This is a genomic window from Vallitalea sp., assembly GCF_025211055.1.
In the GTDB taxonomy this organism is placed as follows: Bacteria; Bacillota; Clostridia; order Lachnospirales; family Vallitaleaceae; genus Vallitalea.
This window is the reverse complement of record NZ_JAOARO010000071.1, coordinates 25,759-48,358: the sequence shown is the minus strand read 5'-3', so window position 1 is coordinate 48,358 and position 22,600 is coordinate 25,759. Positions and strand designations below refer to the sequence as shown.

Here is a 22,600-nt window from a genome sequence, read left to right as displayed (position 1 = left end):
TATATTTCATAATCAAGGCGCGAAGCGCACATTTTTCGATGAATATGTCAATGGTTTTTGACAAAAAAGTGGGGGGTTTTAATAAAAAGGAATCTAGAAGCGTTGAATTTACTGGCTTAGAGATTCCGAGAGAATATTATAGTATTATGGAGGTAATTTATGTCAGAACTTTTTTTAGAGATGAAGCAAGTCAGTAAAACTTATGGTGGAGTAAAAGCATTGAAAAATGTTGAGTTTGAACTGAATAAAGGTGAAATACACTGTCTTGTTGGACAAAATGGTTCTGGAAAATCTACGCTTATTAAAATTATAGCTGGAGTACTTAAACCAGACAAAAATTCTATTGTTCATATATTTGACGGAAATAAGGGACTAGAAGTTACTGATAGAAACGCACAAAATAAAGTATCTGTAATATATCAAGATCTAAGTGTATTCCCTAATATGACTATAGCAGAAAATATTGCAATCAATTCTTATGCAGACAGAGCTGTAGGACATATCAATTGGAAAGAAATCTATAAAAAAGCAGAAAAGGCTTTGGAGAAAATACAAGTAAAATTAGACTTATCAACGCCTGTTTCAGAACTTTCTATAGCAGATAGACAGTTAGTAGCTATAGCAAGAGCCATAGCAACTGACGCAGAACTAGTTATTATGGATGAACCTACATCATCTCTTACCCGAAAAGAGGTTAATATATTATTTGGGATAATAAGGGATTTGCAAGAAAAAGGTATGACGATTATGTTTGTTAGCCATAGGTTGGATGAAATTTTAGAGATCGCAGAACGTATCACAGCGCTAAGAGACGGAGAAATTGTTGGTGTTTTTGATTCCAAGGATATTGATGATACTAAACTAGGTTATCTTATCAGCGAACAAAACATCATTCCTGAACAGAAATTCAATATGCCTGATTATAATACTATATTATTAGAAGTGAAAAATCTTTATCGGGTTGGTCATTATAAAGATATCTCTTTTCGACTTAGTAAAGGAGAAGTTCTTGGAATAATAGGATTGTTAGGTTCAGGAAGAACGGAGCTTGCGCTTTCATTGTTTGGTATGAATCCCCCTACTTCTGGCGAAATCTATATAGAAGGTAAAGAGGTAAAACTAAAAACCAATAAATGCGCTATAAAAAATAAAATAGCCTATGTACCAGAAGATAGACTATTACAAGGGTTGGTTATTGACCAATCAGTCAAGCATAATATGTCGCTCACAATTATTGAGAAATTACAGGAAAAGTTTGGTCTTATAAATAAAAAGAGACAAGTAAATATTACGAATGATTATATTAAGAAGTTAAGTATCAAAAGTGCTACTCCAAATATTCATGCATCAGCTATGTCTGGTGGTAACCAACAAAAGATTGTTATAGCAAAATGGTTGGCTATTGAACCAAATGTATTAATATTGGATGAACCAACAAATGGTATTGATATCGGAGCAAAAAGTGTTATATATGATATTATTCGAACATTGGCAGAAAGTGGTATGGGAATTATTATAATATCTGATGAAGTTCCAGAGATTTATTACAATTGCTCACGTTGCCTTATAATGAATAAAGGATCTATTGTAAAAGAAGTAAATACCATGGAAATTAGTGAAAAGGAGTTTTATAATGATGTCTTACAAACACAATAAAAGCTCAATAAAGAAGATTTTTCAGACCCATGAATTTTATCTTATGATGGTAGTTTTGGCTTTAGTTGCTATTTTAACGGTGGTTTCTAAAGGGAGATTTCTTTCTTTTGGAAATATCACTGATATGCTTGCAAGTGCTGCTGCTTTAGGAGTTATGGCTATTGGTTTGTTAGTAGTTATTATATCAGGTGGTATAGATATTTCTTTTATGGCAACAGCGACAGTTGCACAGTATCTTGCTGCAATGTTCATAATGAGTATTGGTGGAAATATGTTTGTTGTATTTGCTGTAGCTATAATGGTTGGTATTGTTCTAGGATTGATTAATGCTGTACTAGTATATAACTTAAAGGTTCCTGCCATTATTATAACCATTGCGACAATGAATGTTTTTTATGGTTTCTTAATGTATTTTACAGGAGGTACTTGGTTATATGGCTTCCCAGAGTGGTTTGCAACAAAGACTTCGGTTACAGTATTGGTTATTCCAATAGGAATACTAGTATTCGCTTCATTACTTACATGGTGGATTCTAAAATGTACAAATATTGGCCGTCATGTTTATGCTGTAGGAGATAATACAGAAGCTTCAAAAAGGGTTGGTATAAAAGTTCACCGTACACTTATTTTTGCTTATGCTTATATGGGTGTAATGGCTGCTTTGGGTTCCATAGTACTTATGTATGTAACACAAAACGTAGCACCTAATGCACTGGTAGGAAAAGAAATGGAAGTTCTTGCTATGGTTGTTTTAGGGGGAGCTGCTTTATCAGGAGGTAAGGGAACTGTTATTGGTACTTTGTTTGGATTGATGCTTGTAACAATAATCAATAATGGACTTGTTTTCGTAGGAGTATCTAGTTATTATCAAACCCTCTTTATGGGTATTGTTGTAATGATAAGTTTTTGCTTCACTGGACTCAGAGGAAGGAAAAAAAGAGGGAAGGAGATTGAGCAATGAAATTAGACATGCAAAGTTCTTTGGTAAAGAGAAATAGAGACAATATTATGCTATCCATCATTTTAATGGTTGTAGTAATTATCGTTTCTCTGATTAGTGAACGTTTTTTATCATACAATACCTTTATTTCTGTAACTCGACAATTTCCTGAAATGGGATTGCTTACCCTATGTATGATGATTACAATGATAACAGGAGGTATCAATCTATCGTGTATTGCTTCTGCCAATCTTTCTGGTATTATTATGGCTAAGATGATGACCTCTATGATTCCAAAAGGTACTGAAAACGTTGGAGTTGTGATATTAGCTATAATAGTTGGAATTTCAATTAGTGTATTAGTTTCTTTTGGTAATGGAGTTATTATTGCTTATTTGAAAGTTCCTGCTATTTTGGTAACGTTGAGTATGCAGATGCTTATTTCAGGAGTTAGCATTGTAATTACAAAAGGTGAGATTGTTTCCGGCTTTCCAGAGAGTTTTCAGTTCATAGGAAATAAGAGTGTTTTAGGAATACCGGTTCCTCTTTATATATTTGCAATATGTGCAATCATAATGTATATTGTGCTACATCATTTGCCATTGGGACAAAAGGCTTATATGTATGGTTCTAATCCAACTGCTACAGAGTTTTCAGGTGTTAATGTGAAGCGTATGATTATCAAAGTATACTCTCTATCTGGTTTCTTTGTAGGTGTAGCAGCGGTTATATTAACATCAAGATTCAACTCAGCCGCATCTGGTTATGCGACAAGCTATTTGCTACAAAGTGTTCTTATAGCAGTACTTGGAGGTATAGACCCTAATGGTGGTAAGGGAAAAATTAGTGGTATGATACTTGCTGTATTACTGTTACAGATAGTGGCAAGTGGATTAAATATTCTACGTGTAGATCAATTTTTGATTACTGCACTTTTTGGTCTTATATTATTAGCTACAGTTGCCTTTAGATTGAATTACTTCAAAAAATTATTCAATTTATAATTGGGATAGGATATGATGAATTATGAATTGTTTAGTAGGTTAGTAGGTAGGGATAATTTCTTTGGATCAGTATATTCATTATGATCAGGTTCCGTGACTGGGATTTATAATAGTTCTTGCGTTAATTTCTCCAGATAAATAATTGTTGATATTATATATTTAATATAAGAGTATTAAAATAAGGGCTTAGCTTATGTCTAGCCCTTATTTTTAATGGAAAAAATATCCACAAAATTTATTTAGGTAGTATTTATGGAACATTAATGTTAAAATATTAAACAATGAAATACTTTATGGACAAGTTTATTATGAGATTTCAAATTAAAAGGAACCAATAAGAAAGAAGGGGAATTATGTTAAGAAATAAGAAGAGAATACTAATTATTGGAGTCATAGCATGTTTAATAAGTCTAATACTTAATATTATAAATATTCAAGTACACAAGATTAGTGAACCCATAGTATTAGAGCATTACTTAGAAGTATCATTACATGATGAAATTGATCTTAGTATTAATTACATAACCAATAGAAGAGATAGTATCAAAATTAATAGTATCTATTTCCCTAAATATGATCTTACTTTTTATGATAAGAACTTTCAAGATACTAATAGTTTAAAATACTATAATAGTAATACAGCTGTTCTTAATACTCGCTTGAATTTAGATCAGCAAAAAGAATATGAGGAAATGGATAATATTATCTTAGAAGATGCAGTCATTATGTATAATAATGGGTTGGAACAAAATATAGATATTGGGAAGATTATTATCAATAACAATAAAGAAAAAGGTTTGCATAGTACAATGAGCAGTTCTTCTAGTACAGGATTTTCTAAGACAGTGTTTGAACTTGATAACAGTATAATTATTAACGATATTACATCCAAGCTTTATGAAGAGACACATAATTTTGTTAAAATGAATCTAGTTAGTAATGATGAGTTAGACAATACTTTAGTAAATATCTCAAAGGAGACCGATAAAGACAAGATTATGGAAATCGAAGATAATTACCATAATAATCAAAAGGATATAGAGTGTTATCCTGTAGATGAACTACAACTACCATTCCAAGCCTATAATACGTTAAGTGTTAATACTAATTTTGAAATGTTGGATAATGATTGTAAGTACAATGTTTATGACATTAGATATACATTGCATTCTACCGATGAAAATGGTAATGAGGGTAGTCAGAGTCTGTATAACATAAGGTATTCACCATATTTTACAGATAAATTAGTTAGACAACTTGTTAAAAAAAGGGGATTATAAGATGGGTAAACATTTTGGAATAATTGTATGGGGGATAGTTTTCATACTAATTAATATAAACATTGGTTTTATCGATATCTTGCCAAATGTAGTAGGATATATACTTATTACAAGCGCTGTATCAAAGTTATATGATAAAACAAAAATCAAGGAATTTCATATTGCAACTTATGTAGGTTCAGTATGTGCAGTTGTACGTATTATTACTTTTTTCTTCTTCTTGAGTCAAAATTCAGAAGTCACTATATTATCAACAGCCATTGGTACCATAGTACAATTACTAATATTAGTATTAGGATTTTATTTGTATGAAGCTGTAATTAAACTGTTGGAAAAAGAGAAAGTCCAATTAGTGGAGCAGATAAAAAGTGGTCGTAACTTTTTTCTATATGTGCAGCTAATAGCAAGCTTTGTTATGACTTTCAGTCTCAATGTAGCAGAAGGGACAGCGATTACCATGAATTTTATATGTGCTTGTGCAATGATAATAACTATGATTGTCTGGGCGGTCAATATGAATACTGTCAGGAAATATTTTAATGGACAGTTGAATACGGAGGATGCAAATAATTATTTGGAGTAGGTAAGGTGCTATATGAAGAAATATAAAAAATAAATATTAATACTTATTGCACTAATAATTATAATACAGATTATTAACTTCAGCATACCTAGAAAACTACAAGATATACTTTCAACCATGATTATCATTCATCTAATACAGCTGGATTTTACTTTATGAATTTTACGTATCTAATAAATGATACTAAAAAAGTTAGCAGAAGAAGTATACGAGTATATCAATAATATTGTGACTCATGATTAAAGTGATAAATACTTTTTTTGACCTACATACAATAAACTGATTTATTCACATTCATAAAGACCAGATTATTTGACAGAACATATGTTTGCATTACTGCCATAATTTTGGTATAATATAGATGGTGATTATATGAAGAAGAATATAATAGAAAAATTACAAGTATTAGCTGATGCAGCTAAGTATGATGTTTCATGTGCTTCTAGTGGTGTTAATCGAAAGAATACAGGTAAAATCGGAAGTTCACAAGCTAGTGGGATATGTCATACTTGGGCTTCTGATGGTAGATGTGTATCATTATTAAAAATATTACTTAGCAACTATTGCGTATATGATTGTGAATACTGTGTTAATAGATTAAGTAATGATGTAAAAAGAGCTAGTTTCACACCAGAAGAAGTAGCTGAACTTACTATTGAATTTTACAGAAGAAACTACATAGAAGGTCTATTCTTAAGCTCAGCTGTTGAAAAGAATCCCAATCACACAATGGAGAAGATAGTCAAGACTCTACTTATACTTAGAAATCACTATGGATTTTCTGGTTATATTCATGTAAAAGCTATACCAGGAGCAGATAAGATACTCATTCAGCAAGCAGGGGAGCTAGCTGACAGGATGAGTGTTAATATAGAATTACCAACAGAAGATGGACTAAAATTATTAGCACCTCAAAAAACCATGAAAAAATTATTTTTGCCAATGAATCAAATAAAAGACGAGATAAACAAATCAAGTTATGAAGCATCCCGTTACAAACATGCCAAAAAATTTGTTCCAGCAGGTCAATCTACTCAGATGATAGTAGGAGCTACCAGTGAAAGCGATTTGTCTATGTTAAGCATAACTAACCAATTATATAAAAGATTTAATCTAAAAAGGGTATATTTTTCTGCATACGTACCTGTTAATAAAGGTGGTAACTTACCTGCTATAAGTTCAACCACAACACCAATGCTTAGAGAACACAGGTTATATCAAGCAGATTGGCTCTTGAGATTCTATAAATTTGAAGCAAAAGAATTACTTGATAACAGTAACCCTAATTTTGATTTGGATTATGATCCTAAGATGATTTGGGCACTTAGAAATATTGGGGAATTCCCAAAAGAAGTTAACAAAGTGTCAGTAAACGAATTATTAAGAATTCCAGGAATTGGAATGGTCTCAGCCAGAAGAATACTAAAACAAAGGAAAGTAAGAATAGTTACCTATGAGGATTTAAAAAAAATGGGAGTGGTATTGAAAAGAGCTAGATTTTTTGTTACATGTAACGGCAAGTATTACGGAGAAAAAAATCTTGACCCAGAGACTATAAAAAGCATATTGAATCCTCTACCACCTTATGAACAACTTACTTTAAAAATATAAATATATTACAAGTTAAATTAAATGATTGCTATAACACAGCAATTACTTAATTCTATTAGGCTTTATAAAATCAGAGAAAATATATTGATTATAAAATGGGCGTATAGATGGTGAAGCTTAATATATAGCAATAATTAATAAAAGGATTGATAATATGGTGTATCTACATGATGGAACATTTAATGGACTCTTAACTTGTGTATACGAACATTATTATACTGAAAAAGCTAAAGGAATATATTATGAAAACAGATATGAAATACAACTATTAGAACAAGAAGTTATTATTACCACTGATGATAAAAAAGCAGGTAAAGTATATACTGCCATATGGAATAAGATATCCGATGAAGCTATGAAAAACGTCTATTATACGTTCTTATCTAATGAGTATAAAAAAGATTGCTATATATTAAAATACCTAGAATTAGGATTCAAGATAGGTTATAAAATAGATAACGATCATACTCATAAGGATGTTAATAATGTTCACAACCTATCTTCCAAAGTATCAAAGGAAAGGCATAGACTGTTAGGTTTATTAAGATTCCAAGAGGTGGGAGATGTGTTGTATGCACAGTTAACACCTGATAATGATGTGATTGAGTTACTTGCTGATCATTTCGCAGATAGAATGAAAAATGAGAAGTTCATTATTCATGACAAAAAGCGTAATAAAGCAGTTATATATAATAAAAGAGAATGGATGATAACAGATTTTGAGTATCAGGAAGATATAGCTATTTCAGATAGAGAAAGAAATTTCCAAGAGATGTGGAAAGGCTATTTTGAGCATATAGGAATCAATGAGAGAAAAAATCTAGTATTACAAAGACAACTCGTTCCCACTAGATATAGGAAAAATATTGTTGAGTTCAATAATTAAAAAAAGCATTGTTCAGAGGATTTAATCAATGCTTTTTTTATATAAATAAACTTCCTTATTGATTACATTCTATTCCATATCTTCATTTAACAATACCATATGATAGTGATTCTCCCATATATCATTGATCTTAAGATATTTCTTTGATAAGCCTTCATTAGTGAATCCTAATTTTTTTACTAAATTTATAGAGGCCTCATTTCTGGGCATAATATTAGCTTCTATACGGTGAAGTTTATAGTCTTGAAATATTACTTCTATTCCTTTTTTAAGAGCTTCTGACATATAACCTTTGTTAACTTCATCTTTATCAAGCTTATAGCCTAAAAAACATGATTGAAAACAACCTCTAACAATATTAGAGAAAGCTAATGTTCCTATAATTCTCTCAAAACTAGTATCCTCTTTCTTGAAAATCCAAAGTCTAAGCATAGATAGACTATTAATTAAATCTTGTTCTCTTCGAATAGTTTTTCTGTGTGTCATAGGTTTATAAAAGTTTTGTTCACGTTTTGGTTCCCAATACTTCAAAAAATCTTTGTTATGTGTATAATAGTCTAATACCTTCTTAGTGAAGGATGTATCAATAGTTCGAAGTACTAATCTATTTGTTGAATATATCTTTTTCATTACTCATACCTCTAATAGCTAATTATTTGTTTTTAAATAAATTATTATATAAATAAAGCAATAGGGACAACATATATGATATATAAACTGTCATAAATAATTCTTCTACAATTCTAGGTAGTAAAAAAGCCATAAAAGCTTTTTTAGATAATACAGGAATAAATATTCTAAGAAGTTGAGTATTAATCGTAGTTACTAATAATCCTGGTATGCCTACAGATATAATTAATTTTAAGAAATTATTATATATATTAAGTTGATTATAGCTCTTTTGAATGATACGATCTATCAATAGCAATAAAAATCCTACTAGAGAAGTAGCTATTAATAAAACAGTCGCAAAAGTAGTGGTTTTGCCAATAGATGATATATATTTAGCCCAAGTACCAGTTCCATAGTAAGTAAGTTGAATATGATTAAATATACCAAGTAGACCAATGACTGAAAAAACGATAATACATATGGTTTGTAGCTTTCTGATTTCGATATTCCTTAAGCCTTTCCAGATTAGAGGTGTGAGAACACCACCTAATATAGATGTAACAGTTAACCAAGGAATATACGCTCCTTGTGGTTTAATAAGATAGCCTATAATATCAGAAAGACCAGCACTAATACCACCAACAACAGGGCCAAATAAGATACCAGGCATCTTGGTAAAAGGACCTGAAAAACTAATTCTAATTGCTGGTGCTCCTGCAAAATAGAGATAAGTGCTGAACATCTTAACAATTTGTGCAATAGCGATTAGTAAACCTGTCTGTACAATTACTTTTACATAATAACTTGATTTTGATCTATTCATTTATGTGCCTCCTATAATTTTATGGATAATTAATCATATAATTCCGAAAATAATCATAAAAGAATCACATAAATGGTTTTCGTATTATTTTGCATAAACAAAAAACCCCCTTTCTTTTTACATAGTATCTGTTACATAAAAAGAAAAAAGGTATTAATCATACATTTATTCTCTATGTAACAGCGGAAACAATATCACACCGCAAACCTAACAAAATGCAGGTTTTTCGTTTAGAGGAAACTTCCCATCCTCTAACACTTAACGCATAATATCTGCTCTGCTACAGTACAAGTATATTATATAGAATAAAGTATTGGTTGTCTATAAAAAATTATTTCTTTCTTCCTAATGTGCCTCCTATCCAAGTAGTTAATGGGATAGCTGAAATAAGGCCTATACTTCCTGCTACTGCCCTTACGATTTCTGAGACTATCATATCCATATTCAAGATTTCAATTATAGTTATATCATAAGCGATAAATAACAATAAGAGATGTATTGAACCTCCAACATAAGCTAATATCAATGTATTGGACATAGACCCCATTATATCTTTGCCAATGTTCATACCTGATTTTATTAATCGATTAGTTGATATTTTAGGTGTATTGTCTTCAATTTCCCACATAGATGAAGCTATTGATAGAGAAACATCCATAACAGCTCCTAGAGCACCTATTATAATACCAGACAATAAGATTCCTTTGAAATCCAAGTGCCTGTTCTGAGGAATATATGCTAGCATTCTAGCTTGTTCATCACCAAGTCCAGTAAGCATGGCAACTTTACCAACAAGACCAGCAGCAAGTGCAGCAATTAGAACTCCGCCTACAGTACCTAGAATAGCTGTTCTTGTTTTCTTATTCCATCCGCTTATTATAAGTAATGTAAAGGTAGTAGTTACGGATATGATTCCTACTGTTACTATCAAAGGATTAAAACCTCTCAGAATAAGTGGTAACATGACAAAAGCTATCAATATTATAGTAAAAGTAAGGGTAATTACTGATTTTAGTCCTTTCAATCCTCCAACAACAACTAATAATATTAAGAAAGAAATCACAAGAATAAAGATCGCACTGTCTCTACAACGTTCATATATATGTATATTTCCAACTGTGCCTTTATCCGTTTCATAAACATAGATATACATTTTGTCTCCTGTTTTAAAAACCAATCTATAGGGGTTAACCATCTCAACTGTATTCCTCACAGAGTATTCTTCACCTCTATGTTTGCCTTGTAATATCCTAATATAAAGATGCTGATATCTAATGTCTTGTTCAATAGGGATGTCAGGACGTTCAAGAGTAGTATCATCTCTATCTACTCTAATAACTTTTGCTTTGACTACGTCATATTCAGGTTTTTCCATATCTTCTTCATAATATGCAGCAAGACCCCCGTATTTTTCATCTTTAGTAATATCACCTATAGGTTTTGAACTACATGAGGTCAAGAACAATGAAGTAAGTATAATCAGAACTAATAATCTACATTTCATGTCATTTTTCTCCTTGTTCAAGGTTAAGAAAAGGGGCTGTATTATGATACAGCCCCTTACTAAGTACTAATTAGTTAACGGGTACTAATAATGTTTTTCCAGTATATATTTTATGAGGATTCTTTAAGTTGTTTAATTTAGCTAGTTCCTTATAAGTAGTATTATATACCTTAGCTATTTTCCATAGAACATCACCAGCTTTAATTTTATAAGTACTTATAGTTGATATTACGTTTATGGTAGGAGCCACAACTGTACCTTTTGCTTTTATTGCTTTAACAAGTTCATCTCTTATAGGAACAAATGTATCTACAACTTTTTCAGCACCTTCAAAGTTGTATTTATCTCCACCAGTAGCTGCGAAATCATTAGTTACCAATGAATATTTTTTATTCATATCTAATGGAGTACCATCTTCTAATGTAATGCTGATTATTCTTTTTTCATATTCTGAATTAGGGTCATATATAACTTTTAATCCAGCAAATTGACCGTCTACCATGTCAGCTGCGTCAATTCCATGATTTACTAATGATTTAAGTAGAGAACCTGTTACTTCCATTGTAACTAAAGTATTATCAAAAGGTATTACCTCGTATAGATCTCCCATAGTAATGTCGCCTTCTTCAAGACTTCTTCTAAGACCACCACCATTAGTTAATCCTATTTGGGCATTAGCAGATTTTCTCATGACATCTGTAACATAATAGCCTAGTGGAGTAACGTTATTAGTATCATGTGACAAACGCCCTTTTAACTGGCCTACCACTTCGTCAGCTATTGGAGCAAAATCTTCTTCGTATTTATCATATACTTCTTTGGTTTCTGGCTCTTCAAGTAGGTCTTTAGAATTTTTATAAACAGAATCTACAGATGGAGTAATGGATTTTACTGTACCATCTTCATTTAGTTTAATAGATATTTTACCAACTGCTCTACCATATTTATACGCTTGAACAACAGGTTTATCATTGATATAACCAGCTACTGTCTTATGCGAATGACCTGTTATAACCCCGTCAAGTCCTTCAACTTGACATAGAGCATTGATTTCATCACCAGTTATAGGAGTTTCAGGATTTTCACCATAATTATCCTGCCATGTAGGAACATGAGTTAGGGCGATTATTATATCTGGAGTTCCTTCTTCAGCTTTACCAGCTTGTAGATAATCTACCCAAATCTTAGCAGCCTCGTCAGCTGGTTTGAATTCTAGAGTAGCTACATTATCTACTTTAGTTTTATGAGCTGTTTCTATAGTGGAAAGACCAATAAAAGCAATCTTTTTATTAGCTATTTCATGAATTAGATAAGGCTTGGCCCAAGTTACAGGTTTATTGGTTGTTTTATCGTAGATATTAGAAGCCAGGAAAGTAAAATTACCATCTTTTGCCCATTGCTTAATTCTATCTACACCCCAGTCAAATTCATGGTTCCCTACTGCTGATGCAAGAACATCCATTCCTTTAAACATCTCATTAACAGGAGCACCATATGTTAGATTAGAGAGAGCTGTTCCTTGGTAATTATCTCCACCAGAAACTACAATGGTATTAGGATTTATAGCTTTTTGATCATTAATATAACGAACCATTTTAGACATTCCTATGTTTTTACCACTTTCTTTTACATTTCCGTGAAAGTCGTTGACAGTTAATATGTCAATTACATTTTCTAGCTGATTGACTGCTGGTAAGGTTGTGTCAGTATTTGTTGGTGTTGAAGCGTCTTCGCCTGCATACATGAATACAGTGTGTAGATTAAATACTACGGTTAGAACTAATAACATACTTAATAACTTTCTTACTCTGTTTTTCATAATAATCCTCCCAATGATATTTAATTATGATATACTTGAATATATTAAAAGATATAAATTATAATATCTCCAAGTACTATAATTATAGTATAATTCCCGACAGCAGTCAATGGACATGAGTCCTTTATAAGGGAAAAATGGGGCTGAAAATTTAATTAATTAAGCCCCTTAGTATATTATTCATTGGCATTATTTGAAAACAATTCTCCATGAGATTTACTATAATCAGTATGCTCATTTCCTATATAATTCAACTGAGCTTCTATCTCAATCAAATTACTGGTATCATGGTCATATATCTTGATGTCATAAGCTTCACCGTCATCATCTCTATGTTGTAGATAATCATTAATAATCTCAGTAGCATGTTGTTCATTAATATCATTTCCATAAATAACTGTGTATTCTTCTTTTGGCATTGTTAATGAGATATGGTAACCTTCATCTAATCTTGTACGTGTTTCATATATACTATTTAACATGATATGCTCCCTTCTAACAGTGTTATCAATATCTAGTTTAACCATATTATCTGTGAATATTACGTAATCTAAAGTCGCTATTATGACAAAGAGTTAGTCAGCTTAGGAAAAATCTATCTTAAATTATTTGTAATAAGCTATAATTTTGATATAATAAAACCATTAGTAAGCAATAAATATCAATTTATCTACTTAGCAGGGGGTAATATTAGGTGAAAGATATTCTAAAAACATATAAAGACAGGTTAATTAACTTAAGCGGAAGAAATAGAAGTCTGGTTCTCAAGAAAATACATAAAAAAAGATCATTCGATATATCAAGGTTGATTGAATTAGATAAAAACATAAATAATGAACTTACCAATTTTCTAATAAACAGGGAAAAAGGAAAGAAAATAATTATTGACGACCCTTACAAGATAAGAAATGAAGATGTAAAAGCTTCAGAAAAGCAAATTGCCAATAATAGAAAACAGGAATTATTAGCTCTTGAAGAGATAATAAAAGAATTAAATGATGTATCTGAAGAAGAAAAACAAGTACTCGCTATTAGAAAACAAGAAATCAATGATAAATATGATATGGAATTAATTGCGAGCAAGAAAAAGATAGATGATAAGATTGAAAAGATGATTAGTTACTCTAACAACATTAACTACTTGCTTAGAGAAATTGATGCAGTAGAAAAAGAAACAGGAAAATATGAATTATATCTAAGCTATCCATTTGTTGAGGGAAGATTCAATGACACAACCTTTGTTAGAGCCCCACTTTTTATGTTTCCTGTAAAACTAGAAAAAGTTAGTAATAATTGGCAGCTTTCCAATATTATTGACCAAGAGATATTAATAAATAAAGTATTCATATTTGCTTATTGCAAGTTCAATGAATCCAAGATAACAGAATTAGACATGGAGTTCTCATCACTAGAACAATTCTCTGATGATGCAGTCTCTGGACTAATAAAATATCTTTATGATAATAAAATAAATATAGAAGATACGGGTAAAAGAGATATTGAAAAATTTGTTGATTACACTAATGCAAAACTGCCTAGCTATGAAGCGGGAGAATTGATATTGAAAAACTATATGGTATTAGGGCAATTTCCATTATCTAACTCCATATATACTGATTATCAATATCTAGAGCAGGAAGAGTTATACAATGAAGTACTTGAACTACTACTGATGAACAAAGAAGATGAGAATGTATCTGATGAACCTGTCAAAAAATCAGATGAAAAAGTAAAACAGTTATCAGAAAAAGAAGTTTACTTCTTATCTTCACTTGATAATAGTCAAGAAAATGCAGTCTTAAGTACTAATGAGAAAAGTAATTTAGTTATATATGGACCTCCAGGAACAGGTAAATCCCAAACCATAGCTAATATTATATGTGACTCTCTAGCCAAAGGGAAAAAAGTCTTGATGGTATCTCAAAAAAGAGCTGCCCTAGATGTAATATATAATAGATTAGCGGATATTAATCAAAAGATTGCCCTAATACATGATGCCAACAAGAATAAGAGAGATTTCTATAGAAAAGTATGTGAATGCATTAGTACAGAAGCAATGGATTTCGACAACTCCCTTAACCTTAAGATTGATGATGATGCATCTGCAATTGATGGAAAGATAAGCTATCTAACAAATATGGCAAAAATACTTCATAAAGAAAGAGAATACGGTATAACTCTTCATGACATGTATGCATGCTCAGAAGCTATAACCTCAACAGAAGATATAAGATATGAAAGCTATATCAGTTTTCGTAAGGACAACCCTTTTGAAAATACTAAATATCAAGAATTACGAGAAGCTATGGATGGTATAGAATTTAATGATATAATTGCACAGACCTATATCAGTTACAAAGAAATGTGTAAAGAAAATCCCATGCTCGATACTTTTGTAAGAAAACTAGATTTTATTGAAATACAAGAATTACAAGATACCATTATTAGGATTACTGATAAAATCAACAGTGAAATACCAAAAATAGAGCTAGATAACTTAGAAAAAGTAGGGAGATTGTATGCTGAAAATGGGTTTGGAGTAACCAAACAACAGGTAATCAATCATGCTCATATGACAAATCAACAGGTTAATGGTCAGTTGGTAGAGCAAAATGAAGATAAGAAATGGTGGAGTCCCAATCATTGGATAAAACATAAAAGCAAAAAAGAAGAATACGAGAAAAATATGCTGACTTTTGAAGGAAAAAAAACTGACCTTGAGAAGCTATTCATTAAGTATGGCATAATAATCAATGAAGTAATAGCTATGTTAAAAGAATTGAAACCAGTAATAAGAGAAGATATATTCAACTCATTATGTGAAAAATTCGTACTAGAATTTGATATTATCAGTGACCTCAAAAAAATAAAAGAAGCAGCTGATAATATTGAAGTGTTTTATGGATTAAAAAATAGAATAGACAATTTATCCAATCTCCAAATAAAAATACTGGATTATGCTATAAGTGCAGTAAAAGATCATGGTAACATTAATGAAGTACTAAGTAATATAATTCCTTTTACAACGTTGATACATATTAATGATATAGAAAAAACAAAAGAATATAACGATTTTTATCTTCATTTTTCCATGTACCAAGAGACTATACAAGAAATTGATAATTTGATGAAGGAAAAGAATGGTCTTACTGCTGACCTGATAAAAAGTAAATGGAACGATAAGTTGCAGTTGTTTGTTGATACACCTCTTTTTAAGGAATTTAAGAGACAAGCCGAGAAAAAACGTAAGACATGGCCAATCAGAAAATATGTCATTGAATTCAGTGAACTTCTATTGACTGTTTTCCCATGCTGGCTTCTTAGCCCAGAAACTGTTTCTGATATATTACCTCTAAGAGAGGGTATGTTCGATATGATAATATTTGATGAAGCTTCTCAAATGTACGTTGAAAATGCAATACCTACCATATATAGAGGAAAACAAGTTGTGGTAACTGGGGATGATAAGCAGTTAAAACCAAGTTCTACATTTATGACAAGATATGATGATTTTGACGAAGAACTAGCTACTATAGAAACTGCAGCGGCATTCGAAGAAGAAAGTCTCTTAGACCTTGCTAAGATTAATTATCCTTCAGTACACCTTAACTATCACTATCGTTCTAGATATGAGGAACTTATAAACTTTTCTAACTATGCTTTTTATGGTGGTAATCTTAATATATCCCCTAACATAGTTAACATAAGAAGTAATAAGCCTTCTCCAATAGAAAGAATAAAAGTCGATGGTAAGTGGATAGAGAGGAAAAATAATGCAGAAGCAAGTAAAGTAGTGGACTTGGTAGGTTCAATATTGAAAACAAGAAAAAACAATGAGACTATAGGAATTATCACATTCAACGTGACCCAAAAAGATCTAATCAGCGATTTATTGGATACTAGAGGAAACTATGACAAAGAGTTCAAAAAGCTGTATAACCATGAAAAGAATCGTAAGAACGGAAATGAAGATGTTAGTATATTCGTCAAAAATATTGAAAATGTCCAGGGGGATGAAAGAGATATAATTATATTCTCAATAGGTTATGCTCCTAATGAATCTGGCAAAGTTTCTGTGAACTTCGGTGCTCTATCACAAGACGGGGGCGAAAATAGATTAAACGTTGCTATTAGCCGTGCTAAGGAAAAGATATATGTGATAACTTCTATTGAACCAGAAGAATTAAGAGTAGAAGGAACAAAAAATATGGGAGCAAAATTATTCAAAAACTATCTTCAGTATGCTAGAGAAGTATCTTCTAAAGAAAATGCTGAAGCAGAAAATGTCCTAAGAGAGTTGGTATTTACAAAAGATAGGGATAAAAAAGCAGATGATATGGATAATACTACATCCAAGTTATATGCTAAGTTAAAAGATAAAGGATATCTTGTAGAGAAAAACGTGGGAGTCTCTGATTATAAAATCGACTTGGCAGTATATGACAAAGATAGTTCTAGATACTTACTAGGAATTGAATGCGACGGTTATTCTTATTATAACCAGCCTTCTACAAGAGAACGTGATATCCATAGAAAGAGATTTCTAGAATCAAGAGGTTGGAATCTATACAGGATATGGAGCTTAGATTGGTGGAAGGATTCCGAGAAGGTTGTAAATAATGTAATTGATAGAATTGAATTCATAAAAGGTAAAATGAAAGAAAATGATAGTAATGAACAAACTATAGTTGAAAAGGATGAACAAAATGTAGAAAATGTTGAATTGCAAGGAGACTTTCATCCAGAACAAACAGTATGGTTTGGAGATAGAGTATATGTACAAGATAATATGTCTAAGGAAGTTTTTGAAGTAGATATTGAATCTAATCCCTATAATAAAAATATAATGAGTAATTTTAGCAAAGATTTATTACAAAGAGGAATAGAGGAAAGATTTGTGTATCAAGAATTTGAATATAAAATCGTAGGAATAGATAAGAAAAAAGATAATAATAGGAGAGTTAATAGATTGCCCAGTAAATAATATCCTGTGATGGGTCTCGTACAGTACAAGACCTATCACAGGGGAACAATTAATGTGCTGAGAACCCAAATCAGTATTATCAGTTCAGTATTATCAGTGTAGAAAAATTATACATTAAGGTCTCCATTAATTTTTTGTAGATATTCTTTTGGGGTAACACCCTTATATTTTCTGAATATTTTAGTAAAGTAATAGGCGTTATCAAATCCTAACATATATGCTATTTCATATATTAAGTATTGTTTTTTATTTAATAAGTTACAAGCTTTTTCTATTTTTAATTGATTTATATAATCTACAAAATTACGATTACATTCTTTTTTAAAAAGGTAAGATAAGTAACTTGGTGAAATATTTAAATAATTTGCTACGGAATTTAATGTTAGTTTAGTATCTATATGCTCTAGTATAAATTCTTTAGCACTGTTGATTAAATTATTGCTCTTTGATGCAACTAATAAATTATAATTAATAATAGTGTTATTTAATTCTTTGATCCATAGAATAACATCTTCAAAAGTACCAAGAGACATTAACTTATTTATCGTATCAGCACTATTACTAAAGCTTTCATTAAAAGCTTTTTGGTTGTCAAGAGACTGTAAAGTGACCATTGTATAATTATATATTCTAATACAACAATTTATAGCATTTTGCTTTTTGGGTTTTGAAGAAATTAATAGATCTATAAGTTTTTCAAATACATTATTAATATTTTCTGTATTATGAGTTGTTAATGCCTTACTCAAATCATTAATGATATTAGATATATCAAAACTGCCATTATAGAGTTTCTGATTTATTTCATCATAAAAAACAATATTTGTATTATTATAATAATAGAAGTTATTTATTTGCTTTAATTGTTCAATGCATGAGTAAATATCTTTTCTAGCATTAAAAACTTGTGTTATAGCAATATCAACGGATGTTTCGAGAATGTTTTTTGAAGTTGTCAATAGTTTTCTATAAAAATGCCTTATATATTCTTTTTCCATATTAGGATGATTTGATATAATTGCAAGTACAGAACTACTACCGTAATCTAATATGATATAATGCTCAAAGAAATTCTTGAATATTTTATTGATAATATCTTTTTCACACTCCACTAGCTTATTTTTATCTTCTGCGGAGAATAGGTTGATATTAACAATATCTGGATTATTTATATAAATCTGCATTATTGAATATGATTCAAAAATACCCGCAGATTCGCATATTTTGAATTGTTCAACTAGAGAATACCTATCATTTACAGTGCTGTTTAAAATATTTAATAAGCTATTTTTTACCATTTTTTTTTCATTTTTATTTATGTAACTTTCTACAAAATCTATTTTATTTATTTTTTTTCTTTTATTTAATTCATGTTGTGCATTTTCAATTGCTTGTGTAAGAAGTTTCGGCTGTAAATTAGTTTTTAGTATATAATCCACTGCTTTGTACTTAAGAGCCTGTTGTGCAAGATGAAAATCTTGATGATTTGTAAGCATTATAAAGACTATATTTTTATTGAACTCATTTGCTTGTTTTAAAACTTCTAAACCATCAAATACTGGGATATTAATATCACAGATTACAATATCAGGGGATTGTTCTTTTATAATTCTTAACGCTTCTTGTCCATTGCTTGCAGTATCTATTATCTCACAGCTGATAGCTTCCCAATTAATTAAAAATTTTAATCCAGATAAAATAATAAGTTCATCATCTACAAGTAAAACTTTATAAATCAATTTTTTATCCATATGTCTACTCCTCAATTGGTTATCAAAAAATATTATTATAAAATAGAAATTATATTAGTAAAATTTTATAAATTTAAAAATTTGATTATATCATCATAAGATTATAAGTTCACTAACAAAATATAATCTAGTATAGTAATATTATACAAAAAAAATGCGGTAAAAACAATTCTGAAATAAATAAAATAATTCAATTAGGTATAAGAAGGTTTATTTCTTAATATTCTGACTATAGACTTATTATGGTAGCTGAAGTTTTGCATCTTCAGGATTAAAAGGATAATAGAGAAAGGATATATGCTATGATAGATTTATTAAAGTATGAAAAAGTCACAGATAGTGAAGTAAAAAAAGCTATAGACAATGCTATCAATCAAGTAGAAAGATGTTTGCCAGAATTTACTTATAAGTTTAAGGTAGATGCTAGTATAGATAATTTTTATAGACCACAAGAGAATATAAGCTGGACTTCAGGATTTTGGACTGGTGAAATATGGCTAGCATTTGAGCATACTAAGGATGAAAAATTTAAGAAAGCTGCTGAAATTCAAGTAGAGAGCTTTCTCAATCGAATTGAAAAGAGAATAGATATAGATAATCATGATATGGGTTTTTTATATAGTCTTTCTTGTGTAGCTGCCTATAAACTTACGCAAAATAATAATGGTAAAAAAGCAGCACTTCTCGCAGCTAATAATTTGATTTCAAGGTATCAACCTGTGGGAGAGTTTATACAAGCATGGGGAGAACTTGGTGCAGAAGATAATTACCGTTTAATAATTGATTGTCTTTTGAATTTGCCTTTACTCTACTGGTCAACGGAAGTAACCGGGGATGATAAATATGCTGACATAGCCAAGAAACATATTAAAACATCTCTAAAGAATATAATGCGTGATAATAAATCAACTTATCACACATACTTTTTTGATGTAAAAACAGGAGAACCTATAAAAGGAGTCACAAAACAAGGTAATAGAGATGGCTCTGCGTGGTCAAGAGGACAAGCATGGGGTATTTATGGTGTAGCACTTAGTTATAAATATACTAAGAACAATGAATATATTAAGGTTTTCAAGGATATTACAGATTATTTTATTAATAATTTGCCAAAAGACTTAATTCCATATTGGGACTTTGATTTTACAGATGGAAGTGATGAGCCACGGGATAGTTCTGCGGCAGCAATTGCTGTATGTGGAATGCTTGAAATGTCTAAATATCTAAAGGAATCTGAAAGCGAGTATTACAAAGATGTTGCTTTGAAAATATTAAAATCTCTTATAGATAATTACAGTGTGAAAGATGCTAAATTCTCAAATGGTCAGCTTTTACATGGTGTATATGCTAGAAAATCGCCTAATAATCCTTGTGAGAATTTTGGAGTTGATGAATGCAACACTTGGGGAGACTACTTTTATTTTGAAGCACTTACAAGACTTGTAAAAGATTGGGAGCTTTATTGGTAAGCATTTATTTTGACCTATTCCTTAAAAGCTAGATTTACTCGTCTCATGCTAAAGCTATCATGTACCTTTGATAGCTTTAGCTTTAATAAGTATTCTTATTTCATTTTATTCTTTTATATCCTGTGATATCTTCCTATATTGAGAAGGACTTATACCAACAAACTCTTTAAAAGCTTTGCTGAAATATAATGCGTTCTTAAATCCAACCATAGTTCCGATTTCACCAATATTAAGATTTGATTCTACAAGCATTTTCTTAGCATTTTCCATACGTATTCTTAATAAATATTTTTGTGGTGAATAACCAGATATTTTTTTGAATTTCCTTATAAAATAGTAGGGTGATAGATTACACTTATTAGCCAGTTCTTCTACTGTATGTTGATGGTGGTAACTTTCATTTAGATAATTCATGATTTTATGTAATTCAAATTCACTGGCATGGGTATTACCATGACAATTTTTTTTGCATCTAGAGATAGTTGTCAGCAATTCAACAAGGTATCCACTACATATTATGATATATGATTTGCTTTTAATTTGAAGTTCTTTTATTATATTTAAAAAAAGGTTATCAATTACTGGACAATCTTTAACAGAATAGATATTTTGGCAAATTAGATGTAGTTGTTGTAATACATCAATAACTCCATAGCCAGTAAAATTAACCCAAAAGATTTCATGATATACTTTATCTGAATAATATATTTCATGGGATATGTCAGGATCTATAATAATTACTTCACCTTTATTAATTTTATATGGAGTACAATTGATATTACATGATAGAACACCTTTTTTAACATATATTAGATAATAATCTTTTCTTCCGTTAAACCTTCTCTGCCAAAAACTAGTATTATAAAATTTGTCATTACCACAACTGTTGACAATGAAAAATTGATCGTCGGATTTGTAACCTAAAGGTTCTTGATTATTTTCAGAATAACCAGAATTACTAACCATCTAACCAACTCCTCGAATAGATACTGATTCAAAATAAGGTTCAACATGATTTTTAAAATTCATTAATGTTTTATGGCTGTAAGCATGGAAACCTTGTTTTATTTGTTTATCGCTTTCAACATACTGTTGAATATAAAATCTTTTACTACCATTTAACCAATCACCAATACTAACTATATCATCTATAGTATGGAATTCTTTTATAACAGTGGTTCGAAATTCATAATCTATACCACAGGTTTTTATATAATTTACAGATTTTTCAATATCAGTAATGTTAATTTTTCTATCACATGTAAGAGCATATTTATTCTTACTATTTTTTATATCAAGGGCTATGTAATCTATTAAATCATTTTCGTAAGCTGATTTAATCACACTAGGATTGGTTCCATTGGTATCAAGCTTTATTTTTATGGAATATTCTTTAATTTTCCGTAGGAAACTAATCAAATCAGGTTGTAATGTTGGTTCTCCGCCACTTATACATATATTGTTAATTATACCACAGCGTTTTTTTATATGAGCTAGTACACTCTGTTCAGTAATATTATCCATGTCCTTATGAGCGATAACTAAATCTCCATTATGACAATAAGGACAATTAAAATTACATCCACCAGTAAATATAGTGGATGCAATATGTCCAGGATAATCTAATAAAGTTGTTTTTGTAAACCCTTTTATATTCATATATATAAACTCCTAATCT

The 22,600-nt window shown here is 30.3% G+C and carries 18 protein-coding genes and 1 riboswitch; of the genes, 10 read left to right on the top strand and 8 right to left on the bottom strand.

Annotation, left to right across the window (positions count from 1 at the left end; all coding sequences use genetic code 11):
• The 8 genes from N4A55_RS10140 to N4A55_RS10105 all read left to right on the top strand — a co-directional run.
• The coding region (locus N4A55_RS10140; protein WP_293755787.1) for a hypothetical protein at window positions 1–197 on the top strand (197 nt) is incomplete at its 5' end.
• Window positions 160–1,656, top strand: a complete 1,497-nt coding sequence (locus N4A55_RS10135; protein ID WP_293755784.1) for a sugar ABC transporter ATP-binding protein — start codon at window positions 160–162, stop codon at window positions 1,654–1,656. The genes N4A55_RS10140 and N4A55_RS10135, both read left to right, overlap by 38 nt.
• A complete protein-coding gene (locus tag N4A55_RS10130; RefSeq protein ID WP_293755781.1) occupies window positions 1,634–2,617 on the top strand; it encodes an ABC transporter permease in 984 nt (327 codons plus the stop codon). The genes N4A55_RS10135 and N4A55_RS10130 overlap by 23 nt, the downstream gene beginning before the upstream one ends.
• Complete coding sequence (locus N4A55_RS10125; RefSeq protein ID WP_293755779.1) at window positions 2,614–3,600, top strand: ABC transporter permease; 987 nt, start codon at window positions 2,614–2,616, stop codon at window positions 3,598–3,600. The genes N4A55_RS10130 and N4A55_RS10125 overlap by 4 nt, the downstream gene beginning before the upstream one ends.
• Before the next feature lie 353 nt (window positions 3,601–3,953).
• The gene (locus N4A55_RS10120) at window positions 3,954–4,880 is read left to right on the top strand and encodes a hypothetical protein (protein WP_293755777.1); all 927 of its coding nucleotides are present in this window, start codon (window positions 3,954–3,956) and stop codon (window positions 4,878–4,880) included.
• A 1-nt stretch (window position 4,881) separates the two neighbouring features.
• On the top strand, window positions 4,882–5,463 hold the full coding sequence (locus tag N4A55_RS10115; protein WP_293755774.1) for a hypothetical protein: 582 nt from the start codon (window positions 4,882–4,884) through the stop codon (window positions 5,461–5,463).
• A gap of 372 nt (window positions 5,464–5,835) precedes the next feature.
• A complete protein-coding gene (locus N4A55_RS10110; RefSeq protein ID WP_293755771.1) occupies window positions 5,836–7,074 on the top strand; it encodes a putative DNA modification/repair radical SAM protein in 1,239 nt (412 codons plus the stop codon).
• A gap of 154 nt (window positions 7,075–7,228) precedes the next feature.
• A complete protein-coding gene (locus tag N4A55_RS10105; protein ID WP_293755768.1) occupies window positions 7,229–7,960 on the top strand; it encodes a TIGR03915 family putative DNA repair protein in 732 nt (243 codons plus the stop codon).
• A gap of 69 nt (window positions 7,961–8,029) precedes the next feature.
• Here the strand turns inward: N4A55_RS10105 and N4A55_RS10100 are convergent, their stop codons facing one another.
• The 5 genes from N4A55_RS10100 to N4A55_RS10080 all read right to left on the bottom strand — a co-directional run bounded on the left by N4A55_RS10100 (window position 8,030) and on the right by N4A55_RS10080 (window position 13,200).
• Complete coding sequence (locus tag N4A55_RS10100) at window positions 8,030–8,590, bottom strand: GNAT family N-acetyltransferase (protein ID WP_293755765.1); 561 nt, start codon at window positions 8,588–8,590, stop codon at window positions 8,030–8,032.
• Between the two features lie 22 nt (window positions 8,591–8,612).
• Window positions 8,613–9,395 (bottom strand): ECF transporter S component, encoded by a 783-nt coding sequence (locus N4A55_RS10095; protein WP_293755762.1) that lies wholly within the window; start codon window positions 9,393–9,395, stop codon window positions 8,613–8,615.
• A gap of 178 nt (window positions 9,396–9,573) precedes the next feature.
• Window positions 9,574–9,677, bottom strand: a riboswitch (THF riboswitch).
• Between the two features lie 49 nt (window positions 9,678–9,726).
• On the bottom strand, window positions 9,727–10,899 hold the full coding sequence (locus N4A55_RS10090; protein ID WP_293755759.1) for a YibE/F family protein: 1,173 nt from the start codon (window positions 10,897–10,899) through the stop codon (window positions 9,727–9,729).
• Window positions 10,900–10,969: 70 nt separating this feature from the next.
• The gene (locus N4A55_RS10085; protein ID WP_293755756.1) at window positions 10,970–12,718 is read right to left on the bottom strand and encodes a 5'-nucleotidase C-terminal domain-containing protein; all 1,749 of its coding nucleotides are present in this window, start codon (window positions 12,716–12,718) and stop codon (window positions 10,970–10,972) included.
• A gap of 176 nt (window positions 12,719–12,894) precedes the next feature.
• Window positions 12,895–13,200, bottom strand: coding sequence for a hypothetical protein (locus N4A55_RS10080; RefSeq protein WP_293755753.1), 306 nt, complete (start codon window positions 13,198–13,200; stop codon window positions 12,895–12,897).
• A gap of 212 nt (window positions 13,201–13,412) precedes the next feature.
• Between N4A55_RS10080 and N4A55_RS10075 the strand changes: the two genes are divergently transcribed.
• Entirely contained in the window at window positions 13,413–17,702 is a 4,290-nt protein-coding gene (locus N4A55_RS10075; RefSeq protein ID WP_293755750.1) for an AAA domain-containing protein, read from the top strand.
• Between the two features lie 107 nt (window positions 17,703–17,809).
• Here N4A55_RS10075 and N4A55_RS10070 read toward each other — a convergent pair whose 3' ends face one another.
• Entirely contained in the window at window positions 17,810–19,453 is a 1,644-nt protein-coding gene (locus N4A55_RS10070; protein ID WP_293755747.1) for a response regulator transcription factor, read from the bottom strand.
• A gap of 302 nt (window positions 19,454–19,755) precedes the next feature.
• Here N4A55_RS10070 and N4A55_RS10065 point away from each other — a divergent pair, with 302 nt between their 5' ends.
• Window positions 19,756–20,922: a glycoside hydrolase family 88 protein gene (locus N4A55_RS10065; protein ID WP_293755745.1), complete on the top strand. Its 1,167-nt coding sequence runs from the start codon at window positions 19,756–19,758 to the stop codon at window positions 20,920–20,922.
• A 105-nt stretch (window positions 20,923–21,027) separates the two neighbouring features.
• On the opposite strand, the gene N4A55_RS10060 is transcribed toward N4A55_RS10065, so the two are convergent.
• Window positions 21,028–21,888 (bottom strand): AraC family transcriptional regulator, encoded by an 861-nt coding sequence (locus tag N4A55_RS10060; protein ID WP_293755743.1) that lies wholly within the window; start codon window positions 21,886–21,888, stop codon window positions 21,028–21,030.
• Complete coding sequence (locus tag N4A55_RS10055) at window positions 21,889–22,581, bottom strand: anaerobic ribonucleoside-triphosphate reductase activating protein (protein ID WP_293755741.1); 693 nt, start codon at window positions 22,579–22,581, stop codon at window positions 21,889–21,891.
• Window positions 22,582–22,600 lie beyond the last annotated feature (19 nt).